The organism is Candidatus Abyssobacteria bacterium SURF_5, from assembly GCA_003598085.1.
Classification (GTDB): Bacteria; Abyssobacteria; SURF-5; order SURF-5; family SURF-5; genus SURF-5.
The window spans coordinates 1-24,202 of the sequence record QZKU01000128.1; the positions used below are offsets into that span (position 1 = coordinate 1).

Annotated in this window: 22 protein-coding genes and 1 tRNA gene; 2 read left to right on the forward strand and 21 right to left on the reverse strand. The window is 53.6% G+C overall.

Features of this window, described 5'->3' with window-relative positions:
* Nucleotides 1-564 precede the first annotated feature (564 nt).
* From C4520_18575 to C4520_18610, 8 genes are all read right to left on the reverse strand, one after another.
* Nucleotides 565-2,178 (reverse strand): right-handed parallel beta-helix repeat-containing protein, encoded by a 1,614-nt coding sequence (locus C4520_18575; GenBank protein ID RJP16025.1) that lies wholly within the window; start codon nucleotides 2,176-2,178, stop codon nucleotides 565-567.
* 281 nt (nucleotides 2,179-2,459) lie between these two features.
* Nucleotides 2,460-3,179: a hypothetical protein gene (locus tag C4520_18580; GenBank protein ID RJP16026.1), complete on the reverse strand. Its 720-nt coding sequence runs from the start codon at nucleotides 3,177-3,179 to the stop codon at nucleotides 2,460-2,462.
* Between the two features lie 325 nt (nucleotides 3,180-3,504).
* The gene (locus C4520_18585; GenBank protein ID RJP16027.1) at nucleotides 3,505-5,448 is read right to left on the reverse strand and encodes a hypothetical protein; all 1,944 of its coding nucleotides are present in this window, start codon (nucleotides 5,446-5,448) and stop codon (nucleotides 3,505-3,507) included.
* Between the two features lies 1 nt (nucleotide 5,449).
* The gene (locus C4520_18590) at nucleotides 5,450-6,166 is read right to left on the reverse strand and encodes a hypothetical protein (protein ID RJP16028.1); all 717 of its coding nucleotides are present in this window, start codon (nucleotides 6,164-6,166) and stop codon (nucleotides 5,450-5,452) included.
* 11 nt (nucleotides 6,167-6,177) lie between these two features.
* Nucleotides 6,178-7,062, reverse strand: coding sequence for an ABC transporter ATP-binding protein (locus C4520_18595; protein ID RJP16029.1), 885 nt, complete (start codon nucleotides 7,060-7,062; stop codon nucleotides 6,178-6,180).
* Complete coding sequence (locus C4520_18600) at nucleotides 7,055-7,465, reverse strand: GntR family transcriptional regulator (GenBank protein RJP16030.1); 411 nt, start codon at nucleotides 7,463-7,465, stop codon at nucleotides 7,055-7,057. Before C4520_18600 ends, C4520_18595 begins: the two co-directional genes overlap by 8 nt.
* Nucleotides 7,466-7,736: 271 nt before the next feature.
* Nucleotides 7,737-7,976, reverse strand: a complete 240-nt coding sequence (locus C4520_18605) for a hypothetical protein (protein RJP16031.1) — start codon at nucleotides 7,974-7,976, stop codon at nucleotides 7,737-7,739.
* 2 nt (nucleotides 7,977-7,978) lie between these two features.
* A complete protein-coding gene (locus tag C4520_18610; protein RJP16032.1) occupies nucleotides 7,979-8,896 on the reverse strand; it encodes a hypothetical protein in 918 nt (305 codons plus the stop codon).
* Nucleotides 8,897-9,175: 279 nt separating this feature from the next.
* On the opposite strand from C4520_18610, the gene C4520_18615 reads away from it, so the two are divergent.
* Together C4520_18615 and C4520_18620 are read left to right on the forward strand one after the other, a co-directional pair.
* Nucleotides 9,176-9,475 (forward strand): hypothetical protein, encoded by a 300-nt coding sequence (locus C4520_18615; protein RJP16033.1) that lies wholly within the window; start codon nucleotides 9,176-9,178, stop codon nucleotides 9,473-9,475.
* A 62-nt stretch (nucleotides 9,476-9,537) separates the two neighbouring features.
* Entirely contained in the window at nucleotides 9,538-13,017 is a 3,480-nt protein-coding gene (locus C4520_18620; GenBank protein RJP16034.1) for a hypothetical protein, read from the forward strand.
* 190 nt (nucleotides 13,018-13,207) lie between these two features.
* On the opposite strand, the gene C4520_18625 is transcribed toward C4520_18620, so the two are convergent.
* The 13 genes from C4520_18625 to C4520_18685 all read right to left on the reverse strand — a co-directional run bounded on the left by C4520_18625 (nucleotide 13,208) and on the right by C4520_18685 (nucleotide 24,183).
* Nucleotides 13,208-13,280, reverse strand: a tRNA-Ala gene (locus C4520_18625).
* Nucleotides 13,281-13,382: 102 nt separating this feature from the next.
* Entirely contained in the window at nucleotides 13,383-13,850 is a 468-nt protein-coding gene (locus C4520_18630; protein RJP16035.1) for a VOC family protein, read from the reverse strand.
* Nucleotides 13,851-13,986: 136 nt separating this feature from the next.
* Nucleotides 13,987-14,565: a hypothetical protein gene (locus tag C4520_18635; protein ID RJP16036.1), complete on the reverse strand. Its 579-nt coding sequence runs from the start codon at nucleotides 14,563-14,565 to the stop codon at nucleotides 13,987-13,989.
* 116 nt (nucleotides 14,566-14,681) lie between these two features.
* A complete protein-coding gene (locus C4520_18640; GenBank protein ID RJP16037.1) occupies nucleotides 14,682-15,458 on the reverse strand; it encodes a hypothetical protein in 777 nt (258 codons plus the stop codon).
* Nucleotides 15,459-15,505: 47 nt separating this feature from the next.
* Nucleotides 15,506-16,222 (reverse strand): MBL fold metallo-hydrolase, encoded by a 717-nt coding sequence (locus C4520_18645; GenBank protein RJP16038.1) that lies wholly within the window; start codon nucleotides 16,220-16,222, stop codon nucleotides 15,506-15,508.
* A 146-nt stretch (nucleotides 16,223-16,368) separates the two neighbouring features.
* On the reverse strand, nucleotides 16,369-16,659 hold the full coding sequence (locus tag C4520_18650) for a hypothetical protein (protein ID RJP16039.1): 291 nt from the start codon (nucleotides 16,657-16,659) through the stop codon (nucleotides 16,369-16,371).
* Between the two features lie 58 nt (nucleotides 16,660-16,717).
* The gene (locus C4520_18655; protein RJP16040.1) at nucleotides 16,718-17,422 is read right to left on the reverse strand and encodes a hypothetical protein; all 705 of its coding nucleotides are present in this window, start codon (nucleotides 17,420-17,422) and stop codon (nucleotides 16,718-16,720) included.
* Nucleotides 17,423-17,712: 290 nt separating this feature from the next.
* On the reverse strand, nucleotides 17,713-18,264 hold the full coding sequence (locus C4520_18660) for a DUF488 domain-containing protein (GenBank protein RJP16041.1): 552 nt from the start codon (nucleotides 18,262-18,264) through the stop codon (nucleotides 17,713-17,715).
* The gene (locus C4520_18665; protein RJP16042.1) at nucleotides 18,261-19,067 is read right to left on the reverse strand and encodes a hypothetical protein; all 807 of its coding nucleotides are present in this window, start codon (nucleotides 19,065-19,067) and stop codon (nucleotides 18,261-18,263) included. The genes C4520_18660 and C4520_18665 overlap by 4 nt, the downstream gene beginning before the upstream one ends.
* Nucleotides 19,018-21,183, reverse strand: a complete 2,166-nt coding sequence (locus C4520_18670) for a hypothetical protein (GenBank protein RJP16043.1) — start codon at nucleotides 21,181-21,183, stop codon at nucleotides 19,018-19,020. Before C4520_18670 ends, C4520_18665 begins: the two co-directional genes overlap by 50 nt.
* Before the next feature lie 183 nt (nucleotides 21,184-21,366).
* On the reverse strand, nucleotides 21,367-21,963 hold the full coding sequence (locus C4520_18675) for a DNA ligase (protein RJP16044.1): 597 nt from the start codon (nucleotides 21,961-21,963) through the stop codon (nucleotides 21,367-21,369).
* A 25-nt stretch (nucleotides 21,964-21,988) separates the two neighbouring features.
* Nucleotides 21,989-22,786, reverse strand: coding sequence for a meta-pathway of phenol degradation (locus C4520_18680; protein ID RJP16045.1), 798 nt, complete (start codon nucleotides 22,784-22,786; stop codon nucleotides 21,989-21,991).
* 74 nt (nucleotides 22,787-22,860) lie between these two features.
* Entirely contained in the window at nucleotides 22,861-24,183 is a 1,323-nt protein-coding gene (locus C4520_18685; GenBank protein RJP16203.1) for a hypothetical protein, read from the reverse strand.
* Nucleotides 24,184-24,202: the final 19 nt, after the last annotated feature.

The following is a 24,202-nucleotide window of genomic DNA, read 5'->3' on the forward strand; positions in this document are numbered from 1 at the left end:
CATGTTGCTTTCGTCCTCCAACTCCCACGCCTCGCGGGATTCGATTCAGGAAGGAAAGGAGCAATGTGACGATTATGCTCTTCCGGTAGACCGCGGACCGGGCATTCAGGACTGCTTTGCTAATCTGAGTGAATCAGCGAAATCTGCGGATCGAGTCCAGGACGGCGTCTGCGGATAGAAAATATCTTTTCAATCCCTGGTAATTCGCGCAAATCCGTGGTCAAGCATCTGAGTAAATCAGCGAAATCTGCGGATCGAGTCCGGGACGGCGTCTGCGGATAGAAGAATCCTTTCCCTGTAGACTGTGGACGGGGACTGAGGACTGCTTTACTAATTCGCCTAATTCGTGCGAATTCGTGGTGGTCTGTTTTTCGAATCCGTGATAATCCGTGAAAATCCGTGGTGAGAAAAAGTTGGTTCATTCGTTTGATTCGGCTGTAATCCGGGACATTCGTGATAGAAAAAGATTTGCTTTGGTTGCGGCTCTCTTGATCCGTGTGAATCTGGGTGCATCTGTGGTTCCAAAAATTCTGCTTTGTCTTCGTGGTTCGCTATTCGCTTCATTCAATTCTTCTGAAACGACCAAATCTCATTGCTGGTAACGATCGGCCGCTCCGCCGAGTCCAGGTCGATCCCACGAACCCGCCAATACAAGGGAACTCCCGCGGGAACCTTGCTCCACAGGAACGACGGCATCGCCCATTGAGTCTCGGTCAGAATCTGAGATAAATTCTCATACGTCGAATAGTAGCTTGTGAAAGCGGCGCTCGTGCTCACTTCAATGGCGAACGCGTCTCTCGTCCCGCCGTCGGGCGTCCAGACAAACAGCGGGGGCGCCGAAAGAGCGGCGCCGTCGGCCGGTGAAATCAACGAGATTTCCTGCAGGCCGGTCACTTCCACTATCGGATAATGGTAACCCATATCCACGATGCCCGCGTCTCCCACTCCGGTCGCATCCAATTGATCGCTGCGAGTGGTTAGCATCTGCAGGCCCAAAAGCAAAGCCTCGTCGTTTCCCGCGTCCACGCACGGGCTGTCCGATGCCTGGCCGGCATCTGTCTGGCTAAGATAAGACGAGCCGAGCGGGCCCTGGCTGAACATCGGATCCGCACTGATATTGCTTTCAAGCCAGTACAGACTCGCCTCCGGTTCAACATAAGCCGCCGCTTTGCCTCCCTCTACGTCGCTGCTCTCAAACGCGGTCGAATCGTAGGACTGCAGCGCAATTTCGTTCCCGAGCAGCGCGGAATTCCCCCAGAAAATGCTGTTCGTTACGTTATTATGGGATTGATAGCTGTGAAATCCGCCGCCGCCCCAGCCGGCTGTATTATTCCGTACGGTGCAATTGGATATGTTGACGAAGGATGAAGAACAAAAAAAGCCGCCGCCCCACCATAAGGCGGCATTATTCTCTATGAGGCAATTCCAAAATGTGGGAGTGCAGTCCACATCAGTGACAATTCCGCCGCCGTTATCCGCTAAATTATTCCGGAGAATCGTCTCCGCTATTATTGGAGCGCCTCGAATAAGGAAGACGCCTCCGCCCTCCTCTGCCGAATTTGTTTCAATCGTGCATCCACTGATCAACGGAGAAGAATTCGTCGAGTATATGCCGCCTCCATACATGGCTTCATTTGCTGTCAACGTGCAGGCTGAAATGATGGGAGACGAATCCCTGCAACTGATCGCTCCACCGAAATTCGCTGCGCAGGCGGTAATGGTGCAGTTCGTAATCGTGGGGGAGGCTCCGCGCTCACAGAAAATGCCTCCACCCTCTGAAGTCTCGCCGTCCATACCGTTCCTGATCGTGAATCCGCTAACTGCCGAATCTGCGCCTTCACCGGAATGAAAATAGAATCCCCTTCCGTCTCCCTGACAATCGATGATGCAATTGGCCGCGCCATTCTCAGAAACAAGCTTGATTGGTTTCCCCTGAAAATCGAGGTTCTTGTTCTCCGCTCCCGTATAGATGCCGTCTCGCACGATCACATAAATATCGGTGACCGCGTTGAGAGCCGCCTGTATCGTGGGAAAATCGTCCGGAACATACACCGCGGATGCGGGGGCTGATGCGATCGCAACCGCGCCCGGCTCAGCCGCCAAACCTCTTCTTGGGCCGAAAACAAAGATGAAAACAAGAACGATTAGGAAGACCTTGCGCCTGCTATCCCATCTCATCTGTCGCCTCTCCCTGATAGAAAACCAATTTCATTCTTCCAAAATTAGGCCTTCGGTTATAAAAGTTTATCGGCTAGGGGAAAAGAAAGTCAAGCAGCCAGGAAAGTCATTTAAAAAACTCTGCGGATGAACACCAGTCCGGGTTCGGCGATTAACCTGAAACGATCGCCGCAGGACTGCAGTTTCGCGGGCACAAGCCCGGAAACAGCCACCGTAGGGGCGACCCGGTGAGTCGCCCGCCTTCAAACCTGCATCTATGAATACAACCCCGAGTACGGACCTCAATCGCCCAGGTCCTTCTCCACATGCCCGTCCAGATACAGGACGTGTCCGGCAAACGACGCGTGGTTGCCTTCAACCTCGATAACCGTCACTTCCTCGCCTGCGTTCGGGCTGTCAATACTGTATCCCGGAGTATAGACATAATCCGTATCGAAATCCACGAATTCTCCCCCGCGCGCCGGACACACGAATGTCATCAAATCGGACACGTAATATGGATGCAACTCTGAAAGATCATTCGGAAGCTCGCCGTCATGATCGTTGGCAAAAATCGCGAGCGCCAGCCCGATAAACTTCAGATTCCGGCCGCAGGCCGCATCAACATTCGTCCGCTCGATTTCTTCGACGATCTGAGATGCCGCGAGCTCGCCGATTCGCACGACAGAAAATTCATGCATCTCTCCGGTATCGGCATTCGTCACGCTGATCAATGCCGTATCCTCATTCACCTGTCTGAGCACCGCCCAATAGGGCGCGTTATCCTGAAAGTAAATCTCGTCCCCCACAATGATCCCGATATACGCAGTCTGCAAATCCGGCAGCACGTATACCTTGATCGCGCCGATACCCTGCTCGACTTTTGCAGCATATGTGACGCCGTCGGTGAAATCGAATTTGTAGTAGCCCTCGAGATTTTCCGATAGCGGAATTGCATTAGCGCTTGCCGATGCTATCAAAACCGTCCACACACAACTCAGAAAAATTATTCGTTTCTTCATCTTAATTCCCTCCGTTTCCTTGCGGCCGCGAGCGTGGCTCCTCGCGTGACGTCAAATGCGAGAAGGTTGGAATGAACAATCGTAAAGAGCGAGCAGGCAAACCTGCTGAACTGGATTGAGCGCGTTCGGAACGAATCCCCGATCCTCCTCGAGCAGGGCCGGCCCGAGAAACCCCCTCTAAAAAAGGGGGATTAAGAGGCTGTCCCATGATTGAGATTTGTCTTCTTCTGCCAGACCCTGGATTCCTGCCTTCGCAGGAATGACGGGTCACTCCGACTTGTCGATACCGCTCTGTCATCGGCACCAACCCCAATAGGACAGTCTCTTAAGGGGGATTTTGAGGTACATAGGCGGACGGCAGTAGTTCTTCATTATTCTTCTCCCACCATTTGGTCCACCTCTTCGCATCCCAGCCATAATGCTTGCCCGTCAATTCCGTGAGGATCTGGCCATAATGGTTTCGTTGAGAATAATGATATGTTTGAGAACGATCCTCCAGATACGAGATAAGCAGAGGAACAGTGGAATAATCTCCCATCCTTGCAAACCGAACGACATAGTCCCTGAGGAAAGGATTCGAATGCTGGCGAGAAAGTCTTGCAAGTTCCTCCCTCAAGTACTGTCTTGCTGGCAGGTCCCCCGATTCCGCGAGCGCAAAGCCCGTCTCCAGCTTCAGGACCGGAGCGAGATCGGGTTGTGAAAATAATTCTTGAAGATGCCTCCTCGCCTCGGCGCTTCTTATTCGCCCGAGTGCCTCAATTGCCTTCCGATGCCGTGCAGGGTTTTCATGTATTACCTGCAAAAGAGGCTGAGCCGCCTCTTCGCACCGTAGTTTCCCCAGCGATTCGGCCGCCCTTTCGCTGACGCGCGCATTCTCATCGAAAAGAACCTGTATCAACGGACTGCATGGGGGAGTTCCAGTCATATTCCCCATGCTCTTCGCTATACCTTCGCGAACATAGGCGAGCGGATGTTCCTGCATCAAACGAACAATGCGTGGTTGAGCTTCGCCATGATTGAGCGAACAGAGCCGGGAAGCGGCCATGCTGCATACGCGCGGATTCTCATCATCTAACAGGGGAATGAGATATTCCGCCGCATCCTGCTGCACGAGGTCCGTTATTGCCATCACAGCTCTCACCCTGATGCTGCTGTTGGGATGACTCAAAAGCGCGATCAGTTTATCCCTGGCTTCCGGAGCTTTCTCTGCCAGCAGATATTCAAGAGCGCTATGCACGACAGAATCATTCGGATCATCCAGCAGGCTCACGACCGCAGGGGTCGCTCCCTCGACCACTCGCGATAAAGCCGCCCGCCGAACGCCAAGCATTTTTGCCGCCTCGCTGCGCACAACCGCATCGGGATGATGGAGCGCCTCCACAAGTTCCCTGTCCACCTTCTTGTCTGTGGTCGTCTCGAAATACCACCTTAGTATTTCTTTTCTGCCGTCACCTTTCGCGGCCAGAAGAGGAAGAATATTCTCTGCCGGTCCACGGATCAAACTAATTGATGCCGTATCTGCAGACGAGGCCAGCATCGGAATCAACCAGATTTTCGATGAGAGCGACCTGACGAAAATAAGGAAAAGGAGGACTGACGCGATCCCCAAACGCTTCCATTCGTAGGAAAGTACCATTCCTCTGACGAGAGCAAAGCCGCCTGCGCCTGCCAGCAGAACAGAGAGCAAGCCATAAAACCATACGCACTCCACCCACACGTCCTCGAGCGATTGACGCCATAACCAGACATAGCGAAAGAAGGGCGAAGCATTGATAAGAAAGATACTTCCGCAAAGGAAAACGAGGCTCGATGCGAAAGCTTTCGGCGGAGTCTCAGAAATGCAGGAAAAACAAACAGACGCTGATAGCGTGAACAAAAGGAAAGAGAACAGGATAACAACGCTCCGGAAAACGTCGTACAGGTTCAGGTTGTGAGTTGGCCTGATCAGCTTGAAAATCGCCAGCAGCAATACAAGGATGAGCATAAGGCAGCCAACCCTTAGCAGGTACTTGATGAGGTAGACATGCAGCCGCCCCACAGGACGCGCCATAAGAAACTCGAATGTGCCGGCTTCCCGCTCGCCCGCAATCGCTCCCGCTCCCACGAAAAGGAAAATGAAGGAAAGACACAGGAGCGCCACTGCCCAGAATTGAACCTCAAAGTACTCAGGACGCCAGTTCTCCCACCTGATATGAGAGACGGCGGTAATTGCCGCCACCGAGAGCAGTGGTATCGCAAACAGTTCGCGCCATTCCTTCCACAAGAGCATTTCAGTATTCGCTCCGGCTGAACAGAACAATACCTGATATCGCCATGATTGGAATCAATATGAGAAGCAGAAGGATATCTCCTTTGACTTGCTCCAGCGAATCGACTTTCTGCAGAATTGCCATTCCGCGAAATGAAAAGTGTGCCGCGGCTAATATTACGCCCGATATTGCCGGCAGCACTTTCCTGGGAATAATGGTGGAAAGCAAAAGCGTGCCGGAAAAAATGAATACAACAACCAGCAGAGATAACAGCAGGTATTGCGGCGCGAGATACGGCGGCACCCACATCCATTGAAGGCGGTCATCCCAGACGCCGGCAAAAGCAGGGTGGGCCACGATCGACGGAGACGCCATATTCAGGATGCGAGCAAGAAAAAGAACGGGGCCTGTGTCCTTGACCAACTCCACCACTGTTGGAACGCAGTATATCAAGGTTACTTCTGCTCCGCGAACAAGAAACTTTGCTGCGAGGAGCTTTTCCTTGAGGAGTGGCTGAGAGACGAGGAACGACAAAGTGCCGCCCTCGATCTCCGAAGATAATGCGCCCGAGCCGGAAACGATTGCAAATCCGATTCCGAAAAACAGGAGGAACATACTCAGCCAGTAGTCTTCAATGAGACCGCTTGTGTTGGGAAGACTGTAATATAACCCGGTGACAAAGAATAACGTCACCAGGAATCCAAAACGTGTTTCGCGCCACTCTTTCCAGAAAACCATATCCGCCCTCGTCAGCTCAAGACGAATTCGCTGAAGATATCATCCAGGCTCAGGTCGATTACCTCGTGATGCACTGGATCATATTGCAGCCGCAGCACGTCAACCTTTGTCTCGCTGAAATCCTTTACCGTTATGACGCAGTCACGTCCATTCGTTTGCACCCGCAGGAGACCCTCGACCGAAATCTGCTTCGGCGGTGAATCGGCAAATGTCAGCCGAATACCCTTTGTGGTCGATTTGAGGAAATCGATCTCGCCCGCTACCTTAAGCTTGCCTCGATCGATAATGGCGACGCTGTCCGCCACTCGCTCGATCTCGGCCAAGAGATGAGTCGAAAAGAAAATCGTTCTGCCTCCTTCCCGCAAGGAGGAAATGATGTCGTTCAGGAATTCCTTCCGGCTGATCGGGTCAAGACCCATCGTTGGATCGTCCAGTATCAGCAAACGCGGATTGTGCGCGAGCGCCAGGACCAGCGCAAGCCGCATCCGCTGGCCCTGTGAAAGCGATTTGACTTTTGCCTCGGGGTCCAGTTCGAACCGCTCAATCGATTCCTGCACAAGCTCTTTATCCCACGTTGAATAGAATCCGGCGGTAAACTTGAGGATCTCTTTCACTTTCATCCAGCCATACATACGTTGATTTTCCGCAACGTAGCCGACCTGAAGCTTGATCGCCTTTGCCTGCTTTCGTGGGTCCAGCCCGAGAACCGAAATGTTCCCGCAGGTCGGTGACAGCAGCCCCAGGAGCATCTTGATTGTCGTCGTCTTGCCCGCGCCGTTCCTTCCGAGAAACCCGTACACCCTGCCGTACGGAATCGCCAATTCCAGGCCGTCCACGGCTACATTCCGGCCAAACCGCTTCGTCAAACCTCTTGCCTCAATCGCACATTCAGACAATGCGGATGTCCTCCCTCTTCCTCGCCTGCTCGAACACCTCGATCCGCTCCGTAACCAGCCGGAGCAACTCCTCCTCGCTTACCTGCAAATGCCGGGCTTCGTCAAGGAGCCTGTCAATCAGCTTGATCAGAATCTGATCCTTCTCTTTGCGGGAAATCTTGACCGCCTGCTGGGAAACGAATGTGCCCGTCCCGCGGCGGGTTTCCAGTATCCCCTGAAGCTCTAATTCCCGGTAAGCCTTGGCGACGGTGTTCGGATTCACCGTTATCTGTTCGGCTACCTCTCGAACGGACGGAAGCTGCTCGCCCGGCCTCAATGCGCCAACCGCAATCGAATGCCTCACTTCATTTGCAATCTGCAGATATATCGGCAATCCATCCGCAGGATCTATGTGGATTATCATTGGCTATCCTTTCAGCGTGATTGAGGGCCCGTCTAAATGGATTACTGTCTGCTGTTGTAATACAGTATATCATCAATTCCTCATTCTGTCAATACCCAAAAAGCAATCAGAGAGGTTTCAAGGCAATCTTGTGATGGGAAATCATTGCGAGGGGAGAGCAGGAAGGGCTTGCGTAGGGGCGACTCGATTAATCGCCCGCCCCGGTAGGGCCGAATTCATTCGGCCACTCTTGAATATGTCTCAATTCATGGACTGGCGGCCGGTTCTAAGCTCACGCCGTAATCCGAATGGCGCCCTTCGGGCACGTCTTCACGCAGTCATTGCACAGATCGCACGTCACCATGAATGCGCTCACCAGCTTCCAGGATTTCGGCGCCTCGCCCGCGGGCGGCGTCTCCGCCTGCATGTACCCGATGCACTTGCGCGGGCACGCCTTCACGCACAGAAGGCATTCCTCCGGATGCTCGCATTTTCCGGTATTGAAGACAATCGTCGGGCGCATTGCAGCCATAATTAAAATTCCTCCGCGACCGCCGGCAACGTTCGCCGCGGCGCCAGCCTGATGGCGCCCTTGCGGCAGGCGACCTGGCACACGCCGCACCCGAAACAGCGATGTTGATCGACCACGACCTTTCTGTCGGTGGGGGAGTAGGTGAGCGCGCCGAACTGGCATCGGCTCACGCAGCGCGGAGCGCCGCCGCCGCCGGCACCGCGGCCGCGGCAGCCGTCGCACAGGTTGTTATCGATGCGAGCGACGTAATGCCCCTTGCGCGTCACATTGGTCAGCCCGTAGTGCCTGCGCGCGCGCATCGCCATGCAGTAGGGGAATTCGCAATTGCAGATAACCATCGGGATCGGCAGCGGAGTCCAGTAGATGCCTGCCACCAATCCCTCCTCGTGAAACGACTGCTGTTGCTTCTTCGCCTCAGTCTTCGAGACTTCCTTCTGCGGCTCCCAGGGGCGGTTCTTCTGAACCATTTTTGAGACCGGATACAGCCACAGGCATGTCAGCCGCTCGACTGCTCCGAAATATTGGCGGCAGTAACAGGGAACATACAGCAGGTGATCGCCCTCGGAAAGATCGATGATCTTTCTCACTTCCTCGATGGTGACGATCTGTCCGCCGTGCCGGCTCGGCGCGAGCGCATTCAGCGCCTCAATGTTTTCTTTATCCGAAAGATCGGGAATCAGCATGTCGAATCCGGCCGCCGTCCCGATCTCGAGATCCATCTTCCCGTTGCCGCCGAATATCTCGATCATGCCCGACTCGACCACGTGCGGCATCTGTCTCGCCCGCTCGGTATAATTCTCCGGATTCAGATACCACTCATGCCCGTGCCCGTACTGCATGCAATAGGTGCACATCCGCATTCTCCCAGTTAAGAGGGGCCGAGGTACAACAACGGCAACCAGTGCTGCCCGATGCTTCATCTCTTAAAACATCAATAGAACCATATATAGCATTGCAACAGGCGCGTGTCAAACAGTTCTTCAACTCTGGATGAAGAAGAGCAGGTGGCAGAGCTTCCAACTGCGAATTTAGAAGCAGGAATACGATTGTTTGTGCGTGCCCGCCCCGGCTCCATTCCATGAGGCTCTCCGCTCTTTCTGGTATACTCTATTTAACCAGACACAGGCACGACATCTTCAGATAAACCGGGGTGAATTTGAGAGATCAACACGATATCAAGCCTCTTGCGGGGCGGCGGCATGGAAATGGGGCACCTCACAAGATCAATTTTCTTCCTCATACTGATAGCGCTGGCGCTGACGCCGGACTATGGCGAGAAATCCGAGGTGATAATTTCAACGGCAGCGGCGTCTGATGGCAGCGAAGCCGTTCAACAAGAACGGTACGCCATTGATTCCGTCAGCGTTCGAGCGGTCACATCAGGCCCAAAACACCACTTCTTCGGTTACTACGGGATAAGCCCCTGGAACGAATCGAGGACGCGTCTCCTGTGTCTGGAAACCGATTTTCAGAACCGTTTGACTTTTCCTATTGGTTAATTATAGAATCTCCTCGACACATTTCACCCCAAGAAGTTCAGAAGAAGCGCGGGAGTCCCAATATGAATCGCTATCGGTCTGCCTACATCATTACCGTGTCCATAATCATGCTCCTTTCCCTTCCGCCATATGCCTTCGCTTTCAGAGCTCAGCAGGGCAATGCGATCCTCTCACAGGGGCATGACGGTTCGAACTTATTGAGTGACTTAAGAACCGTTCATGTTCGGAGCTCGCAAAAGGTTTCCGGTGGAAATGTCGGCAAGGCCGCTGTTGAAGCCGTCTCCTCTTTCATGACAGCGGCGAATTCTGAAGCTGTGGTCGCAAGGATTCAGAGAGATGAACTCGGATTCACGCATATTCGACTGGAGCAGCGATACAGGGGCCTGCCGGTAGTCGGCGGGCAGCTTATCGTTCACCTCAACAGCAAGGATGAAATATACCTTATCCACGGCAAGTACCTTCCGGCTCTTCGAGTCTCGACACAGCCAGGAACAGACTCGAAGGCTGCCCTGCAGGTCGGTTACGCCGCAATGGCCGGCAAGGCAGGCACCCGTCTTGCCAGGCAGCCCTCCCTTGTTATTTATGGCTCTCACCTGGCCTATCATTTTGTAATCGCGTACAGTGGTGAATCTCCCGGCCAGTGGCTTTTTTACGTAGACGCCCATTCTGGCGAACTGATCGTGGGCTACAACAGCATCAGATTTGCGGGGCCAACAGGTGTCGGTTCACACCAAGAGGTGTCGGGATATCGTCTCCCGGGCGAAGATGGCGCGCTTGCGGCGATGGCGGGATGGGAAGAAGATAACGGCAACTTCTTTGTTTATAACTTTGATAACGTCTGGGGAGTTTATGACGAAGACGTGGTTGATTGGGAGCAGCAAGCGATAAGCTTCTGGGACGGCGCCGATCCGGCCGCAGTTTCCCTTGGTTTCAATTTCTCACTGATTCAAAGCTGGGTCATGAATACGATGAGCCGAAACAGCTTTGACGGCGCCGGCGGCTTTGCAAGGGCCAATGCGCATACGGGCGACCTGTACGTGAACGCCTACTGGGACGGCAGCGACTTTCACTTTGGCGATGGCGACGGGGTCACGGCGAATCCACTTGCTGTTCTGGATATCGCGGCCCACGAGTACGGACATGCGATCACCGAACACACTTCGGGTCTCATATATGAATACGAATCGGGCGCGCTTGACGAATCCTTCGCCGATATCATGGGCGCCGCAGTAGAATTCGCCTTTCAGCCGGACGGCACAGGAGCTTATCCATTGGGCAATCCGGGGCAGTCGGACTGGCTGATCGGAGAGGATTCTTGGCTGGAAAGTGAGGCGCTTAGAGATTTGCGAGATCCCCAGCGTTTCGGCCAGCCATCGTTTTACGAGGGCACGAACTGGTATGTCGGACCGGACGACAACGGCGGCGTGCACACCAACAACGGAGTTCAGAACTTTGTGTTTTACCTCCTCGCGCAGGGGGGCAGTGGAGTGAATGATGGCGAGCCTTACAATGTCACAGGAATAGGAATTGCGAACGCCGCGGCAGTGGCTATGCGCGCCAATATGTATTACCTCCTTCCGTCTTCCCAGTTCATCGACGCCCGGAGCGCATGGGTGGATGCGGCGGCCGATCTCGGTTTTTCGACCGGCCCTGTGAAAGACGCATGGGAAGCCGTGGGCGTGGGTGGATTTGTGGTCCCGGACGATTATCCCACTATTCAAGAAGCGATCAACGCCTCAGCCAATGGCGATGTTGTCATCGTGCGCGACGGGATTTACACGGGTCCAGGAAACACCAACGTCAGATTCTATGGAAAACAGATCACGGTGCGCTCTCAGAACGGGCCGCAGAACTGCGTCATCGATTGTCAAAATAGCGCGAGAGGATTCATCTTCACTGAGAGTGAGACGTCTTCCTCAAAACTTGTAGGCGTCACAATCACAAATGGTTTTGCTCTCGGGAATGGGGGGGGCATCTGTATAGATGGTTCCTCGCCCACGGTCGCGAACTGCGTGGTGAGCAACTGCGGGACCTCGGCGCCAACCAGCCATGTCATCCTTGATAACGACGATATCGGAAACGGCGGCGGTATTTATCTGGCAGAATCGGCATCGGCGTTCGAACGTTGCATAATCGCCGGCAATACCTCAGCCAGTGACGGGGCCGGAATGTATTGCACATACTCATCAATATCCATAATCAACTGTAACATTGTCGGCAATAGCACGGCGGAGGACGGCGGCGGAATCGAAGCCAACAGCAACGCGTCGGTGATGATCACCAATTGCTCCATTGTTGGTAATACCGCGAGCGAACGCGGTGGCGGAATTGACTGCATCAACGGCTCGAACGTGACCGTCACAAATTCTATTCTGTGGGACAATTCCGGTACCGGAAGCCAAATCGGCATAGCGGGTTGGGATAACCCCTCTTCGGTTACCGTTCGCTACAGTGATGTAATGGGCGGTTCGGGAGGCGTTCACATCGACCCGCCCGATTGGTGCCCGGACTGCGCGCTATACTGGGAAGCCGGCAATATCGATGCAAATCCACAATTTGCCGGAGTCGGCAACTATCACCTTCTTGCATCCTCACCCTGCATCGACGCCGGAACCGCTGCAGGAGCGCCCGACGAAGATATCGAAGAAGACCTTCGCCCCTTTGCCGCGGGCTTTGATATGGGCTCGGATGAGTACGTAGGCGACTGCGAATATTCAGTTTCCCCCATGAGCCAGACTTTCGGTCCTGACGGAGGCGATGGCGTAATCGATGTGACGACTGACGATTGGTGCGACTGGAACGCAATCAGCAACGCCGACTGGATTCACATTACGTGGGGCAGCGGCGGCGGCGGGAACGGGACTGTGTATTATTCGGTTTCGTCGAATCCTTCGACGTCACCACGCCTCGGCTCGATAAATGTCGAGGATCAGAGCTTTCCAATTCAGCAGGAGGCGCTCACCTGCTCCTACTCCATCTCGCCTGAATTCACATCCTTCGATCCGTTTGGCGGTCCGGGAAGTGTGAGTGTGATCGCGCCCGGTGACTGCGATTGGAGCGCCCAATCCAACAGCTCATGGATAGTTGTCACGTCGGGCGGTTCAGGAACCGGCAATGGAATGGTCAACTACAACGTATCGGCAAACTATACCGGTCGTACCCGCAACGGAACGATAACTATCGCAACGAACACTTTTACGGTTACTCAGCCGACCGCTTGTTTTCTGACAACGATACATCTCACATCTCCGCAAAACGAAGCAGTTCTGACGTCCGCTCCCACATTCACTTGGATGTCGGACGCATGCCCCGGGGATATATTCGCGGTGGATATCGCTGTCCCGCCATGGGTTTCGTTCTGGTCTACCTATAACAATTTGGGGCTTCGCATAATCCAGCCTTATTGGACTATGCCCGAAAATTTATGGAGTCAGATACCATCTGGCGCCACCGTATACTGGAGGGTTCGCGGAAGAAACGGATATCAAAACCCGCCCGCAATAATCAACAGTGACGAGGTGTGGCGGTTCCGAAAGAATTAGCGGGAATCTCATTTCCAATTAAAGGATAATGTGCGCAGTCTCTAATCAGCGAAAATCAGTAAAATCAGCGGATAAGACATTTCGGCTTGCCTGGCACAGGGTCGCAGGAATAAGCCGCGAGAGTATCGGCAAAGGAAGAAAAAAAGCCGCCCAACTCAAATCGCTGAGCGGCCATTCTCTGTCATTCAAGTGGAGATGAAGGGAATCGAACCCTCGACCTTTTGACTGCCAGTCAAACGCTCTCCCAACTGAGCTACATCCCCAACCGGGAAAATCTCTCGTTTTCCGTTCGTTATTATACGAACAATCGCAACTATTGTCAAGGAAGTAACCGCACGATTTTTGAATTGTCGAGCGGCTTCTATTTATTTGTTTCCCTCGTATGCTCGCTCGAGGGCTTTAATGTCTAGTTTCTTCATTGTTAGAAACGCTTCGGTCACCCGCGCGACCTTCTTCTTATCTTTGTCCTTCATCATATTGTCCAGGGCGACGGGAACAATTTGCCACGAGAGGCCGTACTTGTCTTTCAGCCATCCACATTGCTCGGCTTCGGGGACCGCGGAGAGCTGGTCCCAGTAGTAATCAATCTCTTCTTGGGTATCACAGTGCACGACGAAAGAAATCGATTCGTTGAATCTGAAAAGCGGACCTGCGCTTATAGCCATAAATTGCTGTCCCGAAAGTTCAAAGGTGACGACATTCACCGTCCCTGATGGGGTGTCGTGAAGCGTCGTCGTATCCTTAATTCTTGAATTAGGGAAAACGTAGACATAGAACTCGGCCGCCTCCCTGGCTTCTTTATCAAACCATAAATGTGGCGTGATTTTTTGCATGGATGTTCCTCCTTTCCTACTCTTTGATATTCCTCATGGACTCCTCCGAGAAACTCGCCCTCTTCCGGCTTATGCATTTGCAACCGATGGCTGGCGCCACTTCATATGTCAATGACCCGTTCTGCTTGTCCGGTGGTCATTCTGTTTCTTGTATTCTCTTGAAAAGCCCGGGGTATATGAGCACCAAGCCTTCCTGGTCCGTCTCGATCTCGCGAACGAAACCAGTATCCATTTGCTCGAAGCGAAATCGCCTGTTAGGGATTAAGCAGGTATATCGTTGTCTCTCAGCCGAGACATTGAGTTCGGGAACCGTAACATAAACGACTGATATCTCTTTGGTTTCATTTTCTTTAAGTCTCAGGCGGCGGATAGGAAGCGTGTTGGTAAAAGGAGTGGCCGAAATATCAATATCGACTGCTCCATTGATCTCAGCGCCGACGTCGGGGTCATGCGACCATCTGCCGAAACCGTCTGATTCCAGCCTTAGTTTTTCGTTTTGCTCGATCAATATGATTTCGAAATTCCTTGTTCGCCACGAAGCATCGCAGGCAATCGTATACCGTACAGTAAAACTCTCCGGTCCACTTTTCGTTATAATGCTCTCAACAAAAATACCTTCTTTCGTTTCTCTTAGGGTAAGGCTTTCGGTAGCATCTCCCTCCCAATTTTGCCAGCCGGCTTTTACAATCCTTTCTCCATTGTTTTCGGCGACCATATCATTTCCAGCCTTCAGGAATTGCGTCCCTAATACGGAGTGAACGAGGACGCCGGCTCGGTGTTTTGTTATTCAGCCTTGTCCGGCGAACCTTATGCGTCGATCCTCCTTTCGTATTATTTCTCTTTTGGTAAACACCACTCTTCTTTGATTTCGCAGAGTCTTGAAAGCATTTCTTCATACTCTTTATTAATAGCCGCCCTTTCCATCAAGCCGAGAGGCTGGACGATGTATCCATGAGGGCCAGGCATTATCACGAAAGGGTACATGCCCCCGAGCTCTCCGGCGCCGATGTCTTCACCGGAAACACCAGGTGCGTAATACATGATGTGCGGATAGTTCGTGGTGATGACACGGTCGCTTTCTTCCGGATTAAAGTAAGTCCTCAATATTGGAGATAGCATGTATGAGATGCCGGCGCGTTCCGGCGCCTTGTAGTATCCCGTCTTGTAACGATCTTGGATGATCTTCTTCAATTCGATCGGAGGAGTACCGCCGGCCTGCATCTCTGCGGCGTCAAAAAAGACACGCATTTGCGCCTTCGCGCCCGCTTTGTCAAAGGAAATCGGATAGAGAATATCATCTCTATATTCCGTTAACGGCCAGGACCCTCTGAACGCATCATCGCCGGTTCGAGCGACAAAGGCGTGGAATCCGTTACTGCCCTTGCGGGCGACTTCGAACCCCTTGGCAGGGTTCAAAACGTATACAGTTGCATTGTCTCTGAGGTGTGGCGGCAGCGCGCTGAGCGCCAGTTGAATTTCCAGGTCTCGCGGTAACGGCCCTATTGTTTTTATCACATTTTGAGTCTCTTGATTCTGCTGATTCTGCGCGTTCGCCGTAAGCGAGAACAACAGCCCTGCAATGACTATCATTATTTGAATCTTTCTCATGTTGACCTCCTTTAGGCTTCAACCACCTATTGCATTTCACCACTTTCTCAGTATCCGCCAAAGAGCGGTCCGGCAGCGAACCTGCGTTTCCAGTCATCATATTCGATCACATAATTGTAGCCACAGGCGAGGGAGAGCTTCCGCCCTTCGAGGATGTCGCGGATGCGGCGGCCCCCTTCGACGGTCTGGCCCGCGGGACCGAAAGGGTTATACTTCATGCCGGAGTCATCAAGAAAAACGTAGTCGCAGATGAAGAGCACATCCTCGAAAAGGTAAAAGGTGAAGCCCGGAGTATGCCCATCGACATGGAAGGCTTCAATTCCCTGATGAACGAAGTTTTCATCGAAGACGGCATCGAAAGTGAAGGGCCGGCAGATCTCATGGACCGAGTCATCGCGGTGAATTTGTACCTCGGCAGCGAAGAGTTCTCTGTACAGGTTGGAAGCTCCGAGGAAGTGGTGGTGAGTGAAAAAAATCTTCTCCGCCCGTTTCAGGGATGAGTCGAAAGATGAAGGACAGTCAATCCAACAGGCGCCGCCGCCGGTCTCGATGCGGTAGGCAGCGTGCTCAATGCCGAGGGGAGGGTCTGAATTCAGCCTCGTCACTCTGTCGCTGACAGGCGTAGCCACCACCTTGTAACGGGCCGAACACTCTTCAACTGTTATGAAATGCTCCTTCGCTGCGCCACAGAAGGGACAACGGTCTGGATGAAAGCCGATCATGTTGAAGCCGCAGACCAGGCAGACGTACTGCTTTCGTTTCATGTGACCCCCTTTCATAAACTTGATCAAATCTGCTCCGGATTCTTTTCCCTCTGGATCCGTCTGCTCTCAGAAATCGCTGTCCGAGAAAATCGGCGTAGACTGCCTTGTCAACAAATTTCATGACTGCTGTCGTATCATTAAATCTGTCACAATTGTACAATCCTGTCCAAAGGGAACGGCTTCGGCTCTTTCGAGAAATGACGCATGAGAGAAATTAACGTAAAATCTTCTTCAAAAGTTTTCTCTGAATACGTACGTACCGTGAGACCGTTTTGGAAGGATAGGATTCGCGAGGGTATCAGCAAGGAAGAAAAAGGGGCGAAGACGACTTTTCGAGTCTTTCTCAACCGCAGAGGCGCAGAGTTCGCAGAGAAAAACATGGAATTGGAGGAAGCCTCTTTTGCCGCCTCTGCGTCCTCCGCGCCTTTGCGGTTCAATGATTTTTCAATAGTCGCGGACGATTTTCTTACAAGACAGAATCAGAATCTGAAAATCTTAACTCACCGCCTCATCCATCATCAGATCGATCGTGTCCGTCGGCGCGACAGCCGGAATCGCGAGCGCGAACGGCAGCATCTCGCCGGGCTCGATCGGAATCCGCGGAATCTGCGCCGTGACGATGTGCGCGGTCTTGCCTTGATTGTCCAGCACGCGCGCGCGCAGATCGGGAACGAATCCCGCCCTGTCGTCTATGTTCCGCACGAACCCGTAAAGTGACGCCGTATAACTGCCGTCATAGCGGGTGGCCGCCGATTCTATGGTGCAGTTGACCACTTCCGCGGCAATTTCCTCTTTTTTCCATCGGAGCGAAATTTGCTGCTCGTAGTCCGGATTATCGTATTCCGGCAGGCCGGTCGGAAACCGTACGAATTCCTCCTGGCCCGGTTCGAGAGTGCCTGCCCCCACTTGAGCCCAGGTTGTGTGTATAAGCTCGCCCGTCTTGATGTCCCATGTGCTCGCCAGAACATGCACATAATAGGCAGGCGAGATTCCCATGTTCTTGACGATTCCGGTCAGAAAACACGGGCACTCCGACATCCCGCCGGCTTCTCCTGCCGCTGTCGGGCGGACATCAGGACCCTCCCAGAAGATACATTCAGCATTCGCGGGTTGAGCTTGCGCCACAACAGGTGCGAAAGCAAAACTCAAAGCGATCGCAAAAACCAAGAGCGATGGACGCAGAAGAGAATTCGTTTTCATTTTGTCCTCCCTCGCGGTCCGGGGACACTCTGCAGTTGCCTCTTTTCGTTGGGCCCAGCCAAATCTTTGCGGGATCCGCTGAAAACCAAGACTCCGAGGCTTTCCCATTGTTCTTTTTGAGCGGGGGAATACAGAAAGTACTACAGAGGGAAACTTACAAGTGGCAAATCGGAAACAACTTTTGATGGTGCTTCTAAATCATTTCGATGCTTCATCCCCTTACCGCAAAAGCATCCACTCCTGCTTTATCTAAAGTATAAAAATAAACACGTGCTTTGTCAAGGAGGGTTTTACTTCAGCGTCGGACCTGAGCACTCAGGGGTGGGCGCGGGATAAACAACCATTTTCTCAGCGGTCACGACTGCCCCTTTCAGCAACTCATGCCGCCGCGCCTGCTCATGATCGATGATGTGGATCACCTCAACATCGTGAGCCACAAGATAATCGGATATCAGCATGCGATGACATTTCCAGTACAGTAACTCTGCGCACATAAGAACCGTCGCGTGCTGCCGCGCCATCTGCAGGAGCGCGTCCACGCCGGCTCGGAACTGATCGGTAAGCATGTAATCGGCATAATTGCGAAAGCCGGCGCTTCTCAAGAGCATGTTTACGGAAGTCTTTTTCAGCTTTTTCCTGCGCCCGCCAATATCTTCAAACCATTCGTAGCCGATCTCGTTTCTGTCCAGAAACTCTCGCAGGTGCTCCTGATTGAAGTGGGGGTTCGTTCGAGAGGAAGGAAAGCGCCGGACATCGGCAACCGCTTCAATTCCATACTTCTTCAAAAGCGAGAGGAAATCTTCCGCCGATCGGTTGGAGTGCCCAATCGTGAAGATCTTCATAGGCGGGTTTCTCCGTCTTGCGCACCCGCAAGCGTGGCCGGAGCAAATGCAAGTTCGGCGACAATCGGAAGATGATCAGATGCAATACGCGCATGCCAGCTCTTGTGAACGCGGATCGAGCGCAGCACCGTCTTCGGCTTTACCCAGATTCGGTCAAGAGCCACCAACGGCAAGAAAGAGGGAAACGTGCGTGGCGCCGGCAATTTGCCGAAACAGGCATCGAGCGCCCGTATCCGGGGGCTCAGCGGCGCCCATTCATTAATATCGCCGGCGACAAGCAAAAGCTCATCCGAGTTGCTCGAGCAGATTTTCAACAGGCGATCCACCTGGCTGCGGCGCTCGGCGGCCCTCAATCCCAGATGCGTCACAAGCACCCTCACCGCCACGCCATCGACATTCACAACTGCATTAATGATACACCGGGGCTCCCACCTGTGAACGCTGATATCGAAGCACTCGTTCTGTATAACAGGATATCGCGTCAGCAGAACGTTCCCATAGTATCCCTTACCATTTCGTATCGCCGGGCCGGCTATCGCGGTAAGGCCCGTTGTTTGCGCAAGATAGTCCGTCTGCGATCCGTCGCTCTCCAGCGAATCAACTTCCTGCAGGGCTACGAGCGGAGCGTCCAGCTCAGACAGCACATCGGCCACGCGCTGTGGCCTCCGTTTCCCATCGGAGCCGACGCACCTGTGGATATTATAGCTGACGACTCTCAGATATATGGTATCGGTCGGAGCCGCGGATTTGATTTCAACTTCCGTGCTTCGGTTTTCCATCAGATCGGTTCTTGTCTGCGCCATTTGAATATTTGGAGAGCCACTTCCGCATTCCCACAAATATGATTATCGTCAGGACGGCCCATCCTCCAAGAAACGCGAAACCGCCGGGTGATGGATCATGGATAAGCGTTTCGAGTCCGTGGCCGAGTATCGTGATGGCAAAAATACCCGGGAATAGCCCGAGGAAAGTAGTCAGGAGATATGACCCGAACCGGATGTGCGAGGCGCCGGCAACAATATTGACGGCGGTGAAGGGCGCAATCGGAACAATTCGCAGCGCGAGCAATGCCGTCAGCCCGTTTTTCCCCAAGCGCTCGCTCAGCTTGTTGACGCTTGCTCCACTTAATCTGCGGACGATATTGCGGCCCATAGTGCGTCCCAGAAAGTAGGAGAAGGATGCGCTTAACAGGCAGCCGGTAAGCGAATAGAAAAATCCTCGCAATGGCTCGAAGAAGAGCGCAGTCGCGAGAATCATCACCATGACTGGAAAGAACGTCAGCCCGCCGATAAGGTAGAAGAGGTACACGAAGATGGGCATTAACGCGTTTCCCTTCAACTGGTTCGCCTCGTGCAGAATATTCTGCATGCTGAACCATTCGCCGAGCGCGGTCCAGCGCCACATGCCCGCCAGCGCGACCACAAGCAGGATGATCAAAAAGATACCCAAAAAGTTGATGTAACTCTTCTTGAGGTCTTCCTTCGGCAACAGGATCTGAACCAGCCGATCGGCCTTAATGGGACGTTCGGGGTCAATAAGCGAGCTGCCCGGCATTATCTTGTCGAGCCATTTCGGCGCCTCTCGTTCCAGCGGAACCAGAGTTCGCTCATTTCCCTGCAACTTCTCAATCGTCTTGATCAGCGAACCTTCTGACTCGAACGTCCTGCTCACCATCTCTTCCGGCACGCCCAGATGCTGGCCGAGGAGCCGATTGCGGAATCCGGCGATTACTTTTTTAATGTGACCGTCCTCCCTTGCTTCCACCGCCAAATCGCACTCGGTATCGATGCCCATCGATCGATCACAAAGATTCGCCGATCCGATTCGCACAAGCGCATCGTCAACGATGCACAATTTGTCGTGTACTTCAACAAAATCCTCTCCCAGCCCCGGAACTACCGGAACATAAACACGAAGCCGGTGATGAATGTCCCCCGCCCGCAGCTTTTTCAGGAGACGCGTGCGGCAGACGTCCATTGTCGACTCGGAGAGCCAGCCCGCGCTGCGCTCGGGCACCACCATGACAACTTCCGGACCGTCCTCTTCCTTCAGCCGGTCCAACAGCGCCTTCCCGATGATCGAAGAGGTAAAATACTGGTTTTCTATGTAGATGAACCGTTTGGCGGCCGCGATCGAATCCAGATACAGCCGTTCGACTTCGCGGACCTCGGGATATCTCTTATATGCAGGCTCCGTGCGCGCGATCGCAACATCCGCATTCTCCAAATCCGGCTTTACACTTTCCGGCCATGCATCGACAACCCCCTCAAACCTCTTTCGCAAACGACGGCAGGTCGCTCGCCTCCATCGTTCGCGCGCGAGATCGCCCAACGCCTCCGCCGCCGGACCATCAACGGCAATTTGTATGTCATGTGTCGGCGCATACGCTTTGCCGCCTGCGTCGGTTCGAAGCGGATCGGTAGTGGCGTGCCGGGGCGTGTCCCAGCGTCGGTTTGCAAGGTCGATCCCGCCGGAGAACGCAATCTTGTCATCGATAACCACAATCTTTTGATGATGTGATGCGCCGATGGGATGCGTGCCGTCAAATTGAAAATGAAGTCGCCGATGCGCCCAATCCAGATTGTAAATCGGGAAAAACTCGCGCTCGAACGCATAGACAAACGCGAAATCCCAGCCCAGCATGTAGACGTGAAGGTGAGGCGTGCGCGACACGAGCGCTTTGAGAAATTCACCCAGCCGTGCCGGATATTCGCCGGAAGAATCACCGCGAATCAGTTCGATGCGGCTGTCGATGTCCCATCCAATAATCAGAACCTGTCGCTCGGCCCGCAGAAGCGCGTCAGCGAGAACTGCAAAATAGTTCGCGGCATCGACCAGGAAAGCGACTCGATGTGCTTTAACTATTCGCCAGCAATTTCTCCCTTCTTCGATAATGCGGGAAGAACCTTCTTGAGCCATAAATCTGCATATCACTCCTGAGAGATCAGGTTGCGAAATATCTGTCTCGCGCGCGAAAGAAGTGTCTCTTTTTAGTATACCTTTTTCAGATAAACGGCGCTATTATGGCTCTTTCTCCTTTTGAGTATTTTATTTTCCCCCGCAGCCCGGTCAGCTATCCGTAAGCAGGCTTACTATTTACCCTTACTCATGCCTGTTGCCGCCGATCTCTTCAATCCTCTTGCCGCTTATGACCGACTCCGGCCGGTCCACTGTCACGTCGCCCTCGACGTCCGCATGCTCGTCATTCATTTTCACGAGGAGCCAGCTCTCGTCCTTGCCTTTCCGGAAACGCGTGAGCGCATAACCGCCTCTCAGCTTTTTTCCATCAAGCCAGATGGTTGCGTGTCCATGCTCGAGCGCCTTTGACATCGGAACGGGCTCGCCGCGCTCTTCTTTCATGTTGCGGTACGTTCCCCTGTCCCACACCATCACCGTGCCGCCCCCATATTCCTCCTCAGGGATCACGCCTTCAAAATCGGCATAATCCATCGGGTGGTCTTCCGTCGGCACCGCCAGACGTTTTTCTTTCGGGATTAGAGACGGCCCTTTCGGAATCGCCCACGATTTCAAGACGCCGTCCACTTCAATGCGAAAATCATAATGGAGCCGGGTGGCGGCATGCTTTTGGATTACGAAGATCGGCTGCTCCGACCTCTTCTTTTTCTTGCCTGCCGGTTCCGATGTCTTCCGAAGGTCCCGCTTCTTCTTGTATTCATCGAGCGGATCCTTTCTCCCCATTCAGAAATCCTCCAAGCGGCCGCGGTTAAAAGGAATGCTGAAATCCGACAACTATCCGCGCATCCGGCGATTCATCCCCGAAACCGAAACCCACGCCGGCAGCCAGCACGGTAAGCGGCGTCACTTGATACCGCACGCCCGTCTCAAAGATATTGGACTCCTCGTCGTCTTCCATGGCCTGCTCGCGAACGAGATCGACTACCAGCAGCAGGTCGGCTGTCAGGGCACGGTCGTACCCGATGATCGCGACATACCGATCCTCGCGTTCATCGTTGCGATCCTCATCATTATGTTTCCAGGCGGCGTTAAAATGAACCCGCTGAAACGTTGCAGTTGCTCCAATCGTCTTCGTCGCGATGAATTTCAGTGTCGTATCGACGCCCTTACCGTCGTCGCTTGTCGGAAACTCAACGTGCCCCGACACGGAAATCCCGGGAATCACAAGCGATTCCTGATTGAAATTATACAACGCGCCGACCTCGATGTCGCCAATGCCGTCGTCCTCAACTGCCTCGCCAAATTGGAATGGCACCGTCAGTTCCGCCTGCGCATTCAGCGCAAAACCGTACTCGAACCTGACCTCGGGCCGAAACTCCTCCCCGCCGGCATGCGTATGGTCCCATCGGAATGCGCCCTGAATCTCACGGTTCCGGTATGAGGTCGGCAGTGAATCGACCACCTGAGCCGGCAGCCCTTCCTCAAGATTATAATGGTCGGCCGCATCGACCGGCGTGGCGCCGAGCGGCAGGCAGAAAGCCAGCGCCACCGACAACGACAGCAGAACGAAACTCTTCAGGACCAGTTGTACCAGTATCTTTTCCATAGCCCGCTCCCGTCGTTTTGATTTGCTTCGCTTAATCCGGCGTCATAAACCTGTTTCTGAAAAATAACGGTCCGCTACTCATCCTGAAGAACCGGCGGCATCGGATCGACGTCCATCGAAATCGGCGCAACATCGGGCAGATTCCCATATTTCTCGCGCCAGCCTTCTAACATCATCTCAACCATCTTTGCGTCCGCAACGCCCGGCTCCATCGCTTCGTGCGACATCTGCATGTCCGGCATCAGCTTTTTCAGCGCGTCATGCAGCGAACCCTCGCTCTCACCCTGTTCGATTCCCGGCCGCATCTTCATCGCGAATTGCCGGAACACCCTCCCGCGCATCTGTTCGTCCATTCCGCCTTGCATCATATGCGGCATCATTTCGTCGAGCATCTCTCTCATGATGCGCGTCATGTCGCCCTCGCCACTCTGCATCCAGTCGTAGTACACGCGCGGGTCCATGTCGGGGTGCGGAATGATGAACTTGCGCGCGAGATCGCGGTCGCCCGGCTGATAGCTCATCGCCCGAATCACCCGCTCCATTTCCGCCTTTTTCTGTTCGAGCGACCAGCCCTCATACGCCAGAATATCGTAGGCGATCCCGTGAAGCATGTGCAGATTATCGAATATGTTGGCCGACTCGGGCGAAAGACGCGAGTAGCGCGGCATCGCCTCGCGACTGAGCAGCATCCTCAGGGGGCGGTTCTCCAGCACCTGAGAAAAATAGATGACATCCGTCTGCATGACCATTGATTCCTGTTCCTCGTCGTTTCCCCCGAGCATCATTGCCTCATAAATCACCGGATGCCACCAGTGCGCTGCATAAAAGAAATTGTTCGAGCGGGGATAGTAGTTGCGGAACAGCGTGAAGTACGGCTTCATCATGATCGCGGCGCGCCGCATCGTGACGTCGAGTGGCGCCGGACTCCGAGGAATGTCAAATGTTTCCAGGTAATACTCGACCGCGCGATCGGTCCATTGCTTCTTCTCATGCCACGGAATCGAGCGCTCCGACAAAATATCATACGTCTGCTCGTGATGCATATGCGTCCAATCAATGGCTCGATACAAATTGAAAATGCTCTGCGCCACATACGGGCCATAATACTCCATCGTCGGCTCCGTTCGCGGCGGGTTGTAGAGGCAATGCAGATATTCGACGTCCGTCGAGACGTCCATGTCCCTGCAGCAAATGGCCGGCGTCAACTGGAGGATATCATGCTGCTTCGCATGCGCGAAATGGATCGCAGCCGAAATCCGAAACGCTGCATTGTGTCGATAAAAAAAATCGATGTTGTACGGCCCGCGCAGGTATGAAACCATGTTGCGCTGATCCGAAAAGGCCGCATGAGACCAAGAGATGCCTGCTATGATAAGACCGACGGTGGCACAAATTATCGGAAAGCGGGAAGTCCAT

What these genes read in the sequence shown, in the direction of transcription:
- C4520_18670 (RJP16043.1), bottom strand. Translation starts at nt 21,183, where the DNA reads ATGGCTCAAGAAGGTTCTTCCCGCATTATCGAAGAAGGGAGAAATTGC.
- C4520_18635 (RJP16036.1), bottom strand. Translation starts at nt 14,565, where the DNA reads ATGGTCGCCGAAAACAATGGAGAAAGGATTGTAAAAGCCGGCTGGCAA.
- C4520_18675 (RJP16044.1), bottom strand. Translation starts at nt 21,963, where the DNA reads ATGGGGAGAAAGGATCCGCTCGATGAATACAAGAAGAAGCGGGACCTT.
- C4520_18665 (RJP16042.1), bottom strand. Translation starts at nt 19,067, where the DNA reads ATGGCGCAGACAAGAACCGATCTGATGGAAAACCGAAGCACGGAAGTT.
- C4520_18600 (RJP16030.1), bottom strand. Translation starts at nt 7,465, where the DNA reads ATGATAATCCACATAGATCCTGCGGATGGATTGCCGATATATCTGCAG.
- C4520_18575 (RJP16025.1), bottom strand. Translation starts at nt 2,178, where the DNA reads ATGAGATGGGATAGCAGGCGCAAGGTCTTCCTAATCGTTCTTGTTTTC.
- C4520_18655 (RJP16040.1), bottom strand. Translation starts at nt 17,422, where the DNA reads ATGAAAACGAATTCTCTTCTGCGTCCATCGCTCTTGGTTTTTGCGATC.
- C4520_18640 (RJP16037.1), bottom strand. Translation starts at nt 15,458, where the DNA reads ATGAGAAAGATTCAAATAATGATAGTCATTGCAGGGCTGTTGTTCTCG.
- C4520_18620 (RJP16034.1), top strand. Translation starts at nt 9,538, where the DNA reads ATGAATCGCTATCGGTCTGCCTACATCATTACCGTGTCCATAATCATG.
- C4520_18630 (RJP16035.1), bottom strand. Translation starts at nt 13,850, where the DNA reads ATGCAAAAAATCACGCCACATTTATGGTTTGATAAAGAAGCCAGGGAG.
- C4520_18680 (RJP16045.1), bottom strand. Translation starts at nt 22,786, where the DNA reads ATGGAAAAGATACTGGTACAACTGGTCCTGAAGAGTTTCGTTCTGCTG.
- C4520_18660 (RJP16041.1), bottom strand. Translation starts at nt 18,264, where the DNA reads ATGAAGATCTTCACGATTGGGCACTCCAACCGATCGGCGGAAGATTTC.
- C4520_18610 (RJP16032.1), bottom strand. Translation starts at nt 8,896, where the DNA reads ATGAAGCATCGGGCAGCACTGGTTGCCGTTGTTGTACCTCGGCCCCTC.
- C4520_18590 (RJP16028.1), bottom strand. Translation starts at nt 6,166, where the DNA reads ATGGTTTTCTGGAAAGAGTGGCGCGAAACACGTTTTGGATTCCTGGTG.
- C4520_18645 (RJP16038.1), bottom strand. Translation starts at nt 16,222, where the DNA reads ATGAAACGAAAGCAGTACGTCTGCCTGGTCTGCGGCTTCAACATGATC.
- C4520_18585 (RJP16027.1), bottom strand. Translation starts at nt 5,448, where the DNA reads ATGCTCTTGTGGAAGGAATGGCGCGAACTGTTTGCGATACCACTGCTC.
- C4520_18580 (RJP16026.1), bottom strand. Translation starts at nt 3,179, where the DNA reads ATGAAGAAACGAATAATTTTTCTGAGTTGTGTGTGGACGGTTTTGATA.
- C4520_18615 (RJP16033.1), top strand. Translation starts at nt 9,176, where the DNA reads ATGGAAATGGGGCACCTCACAAGATCAATTTTCTTCCTCATACTGATA.
- C4520_18605 (RJP16031.1), bottom strand. Translation starts at nt 7,976, where the DNA reads ATGGCTGCAATGCGCCCGACGATTGTCTTCAATACCGGAAAATGCGAG.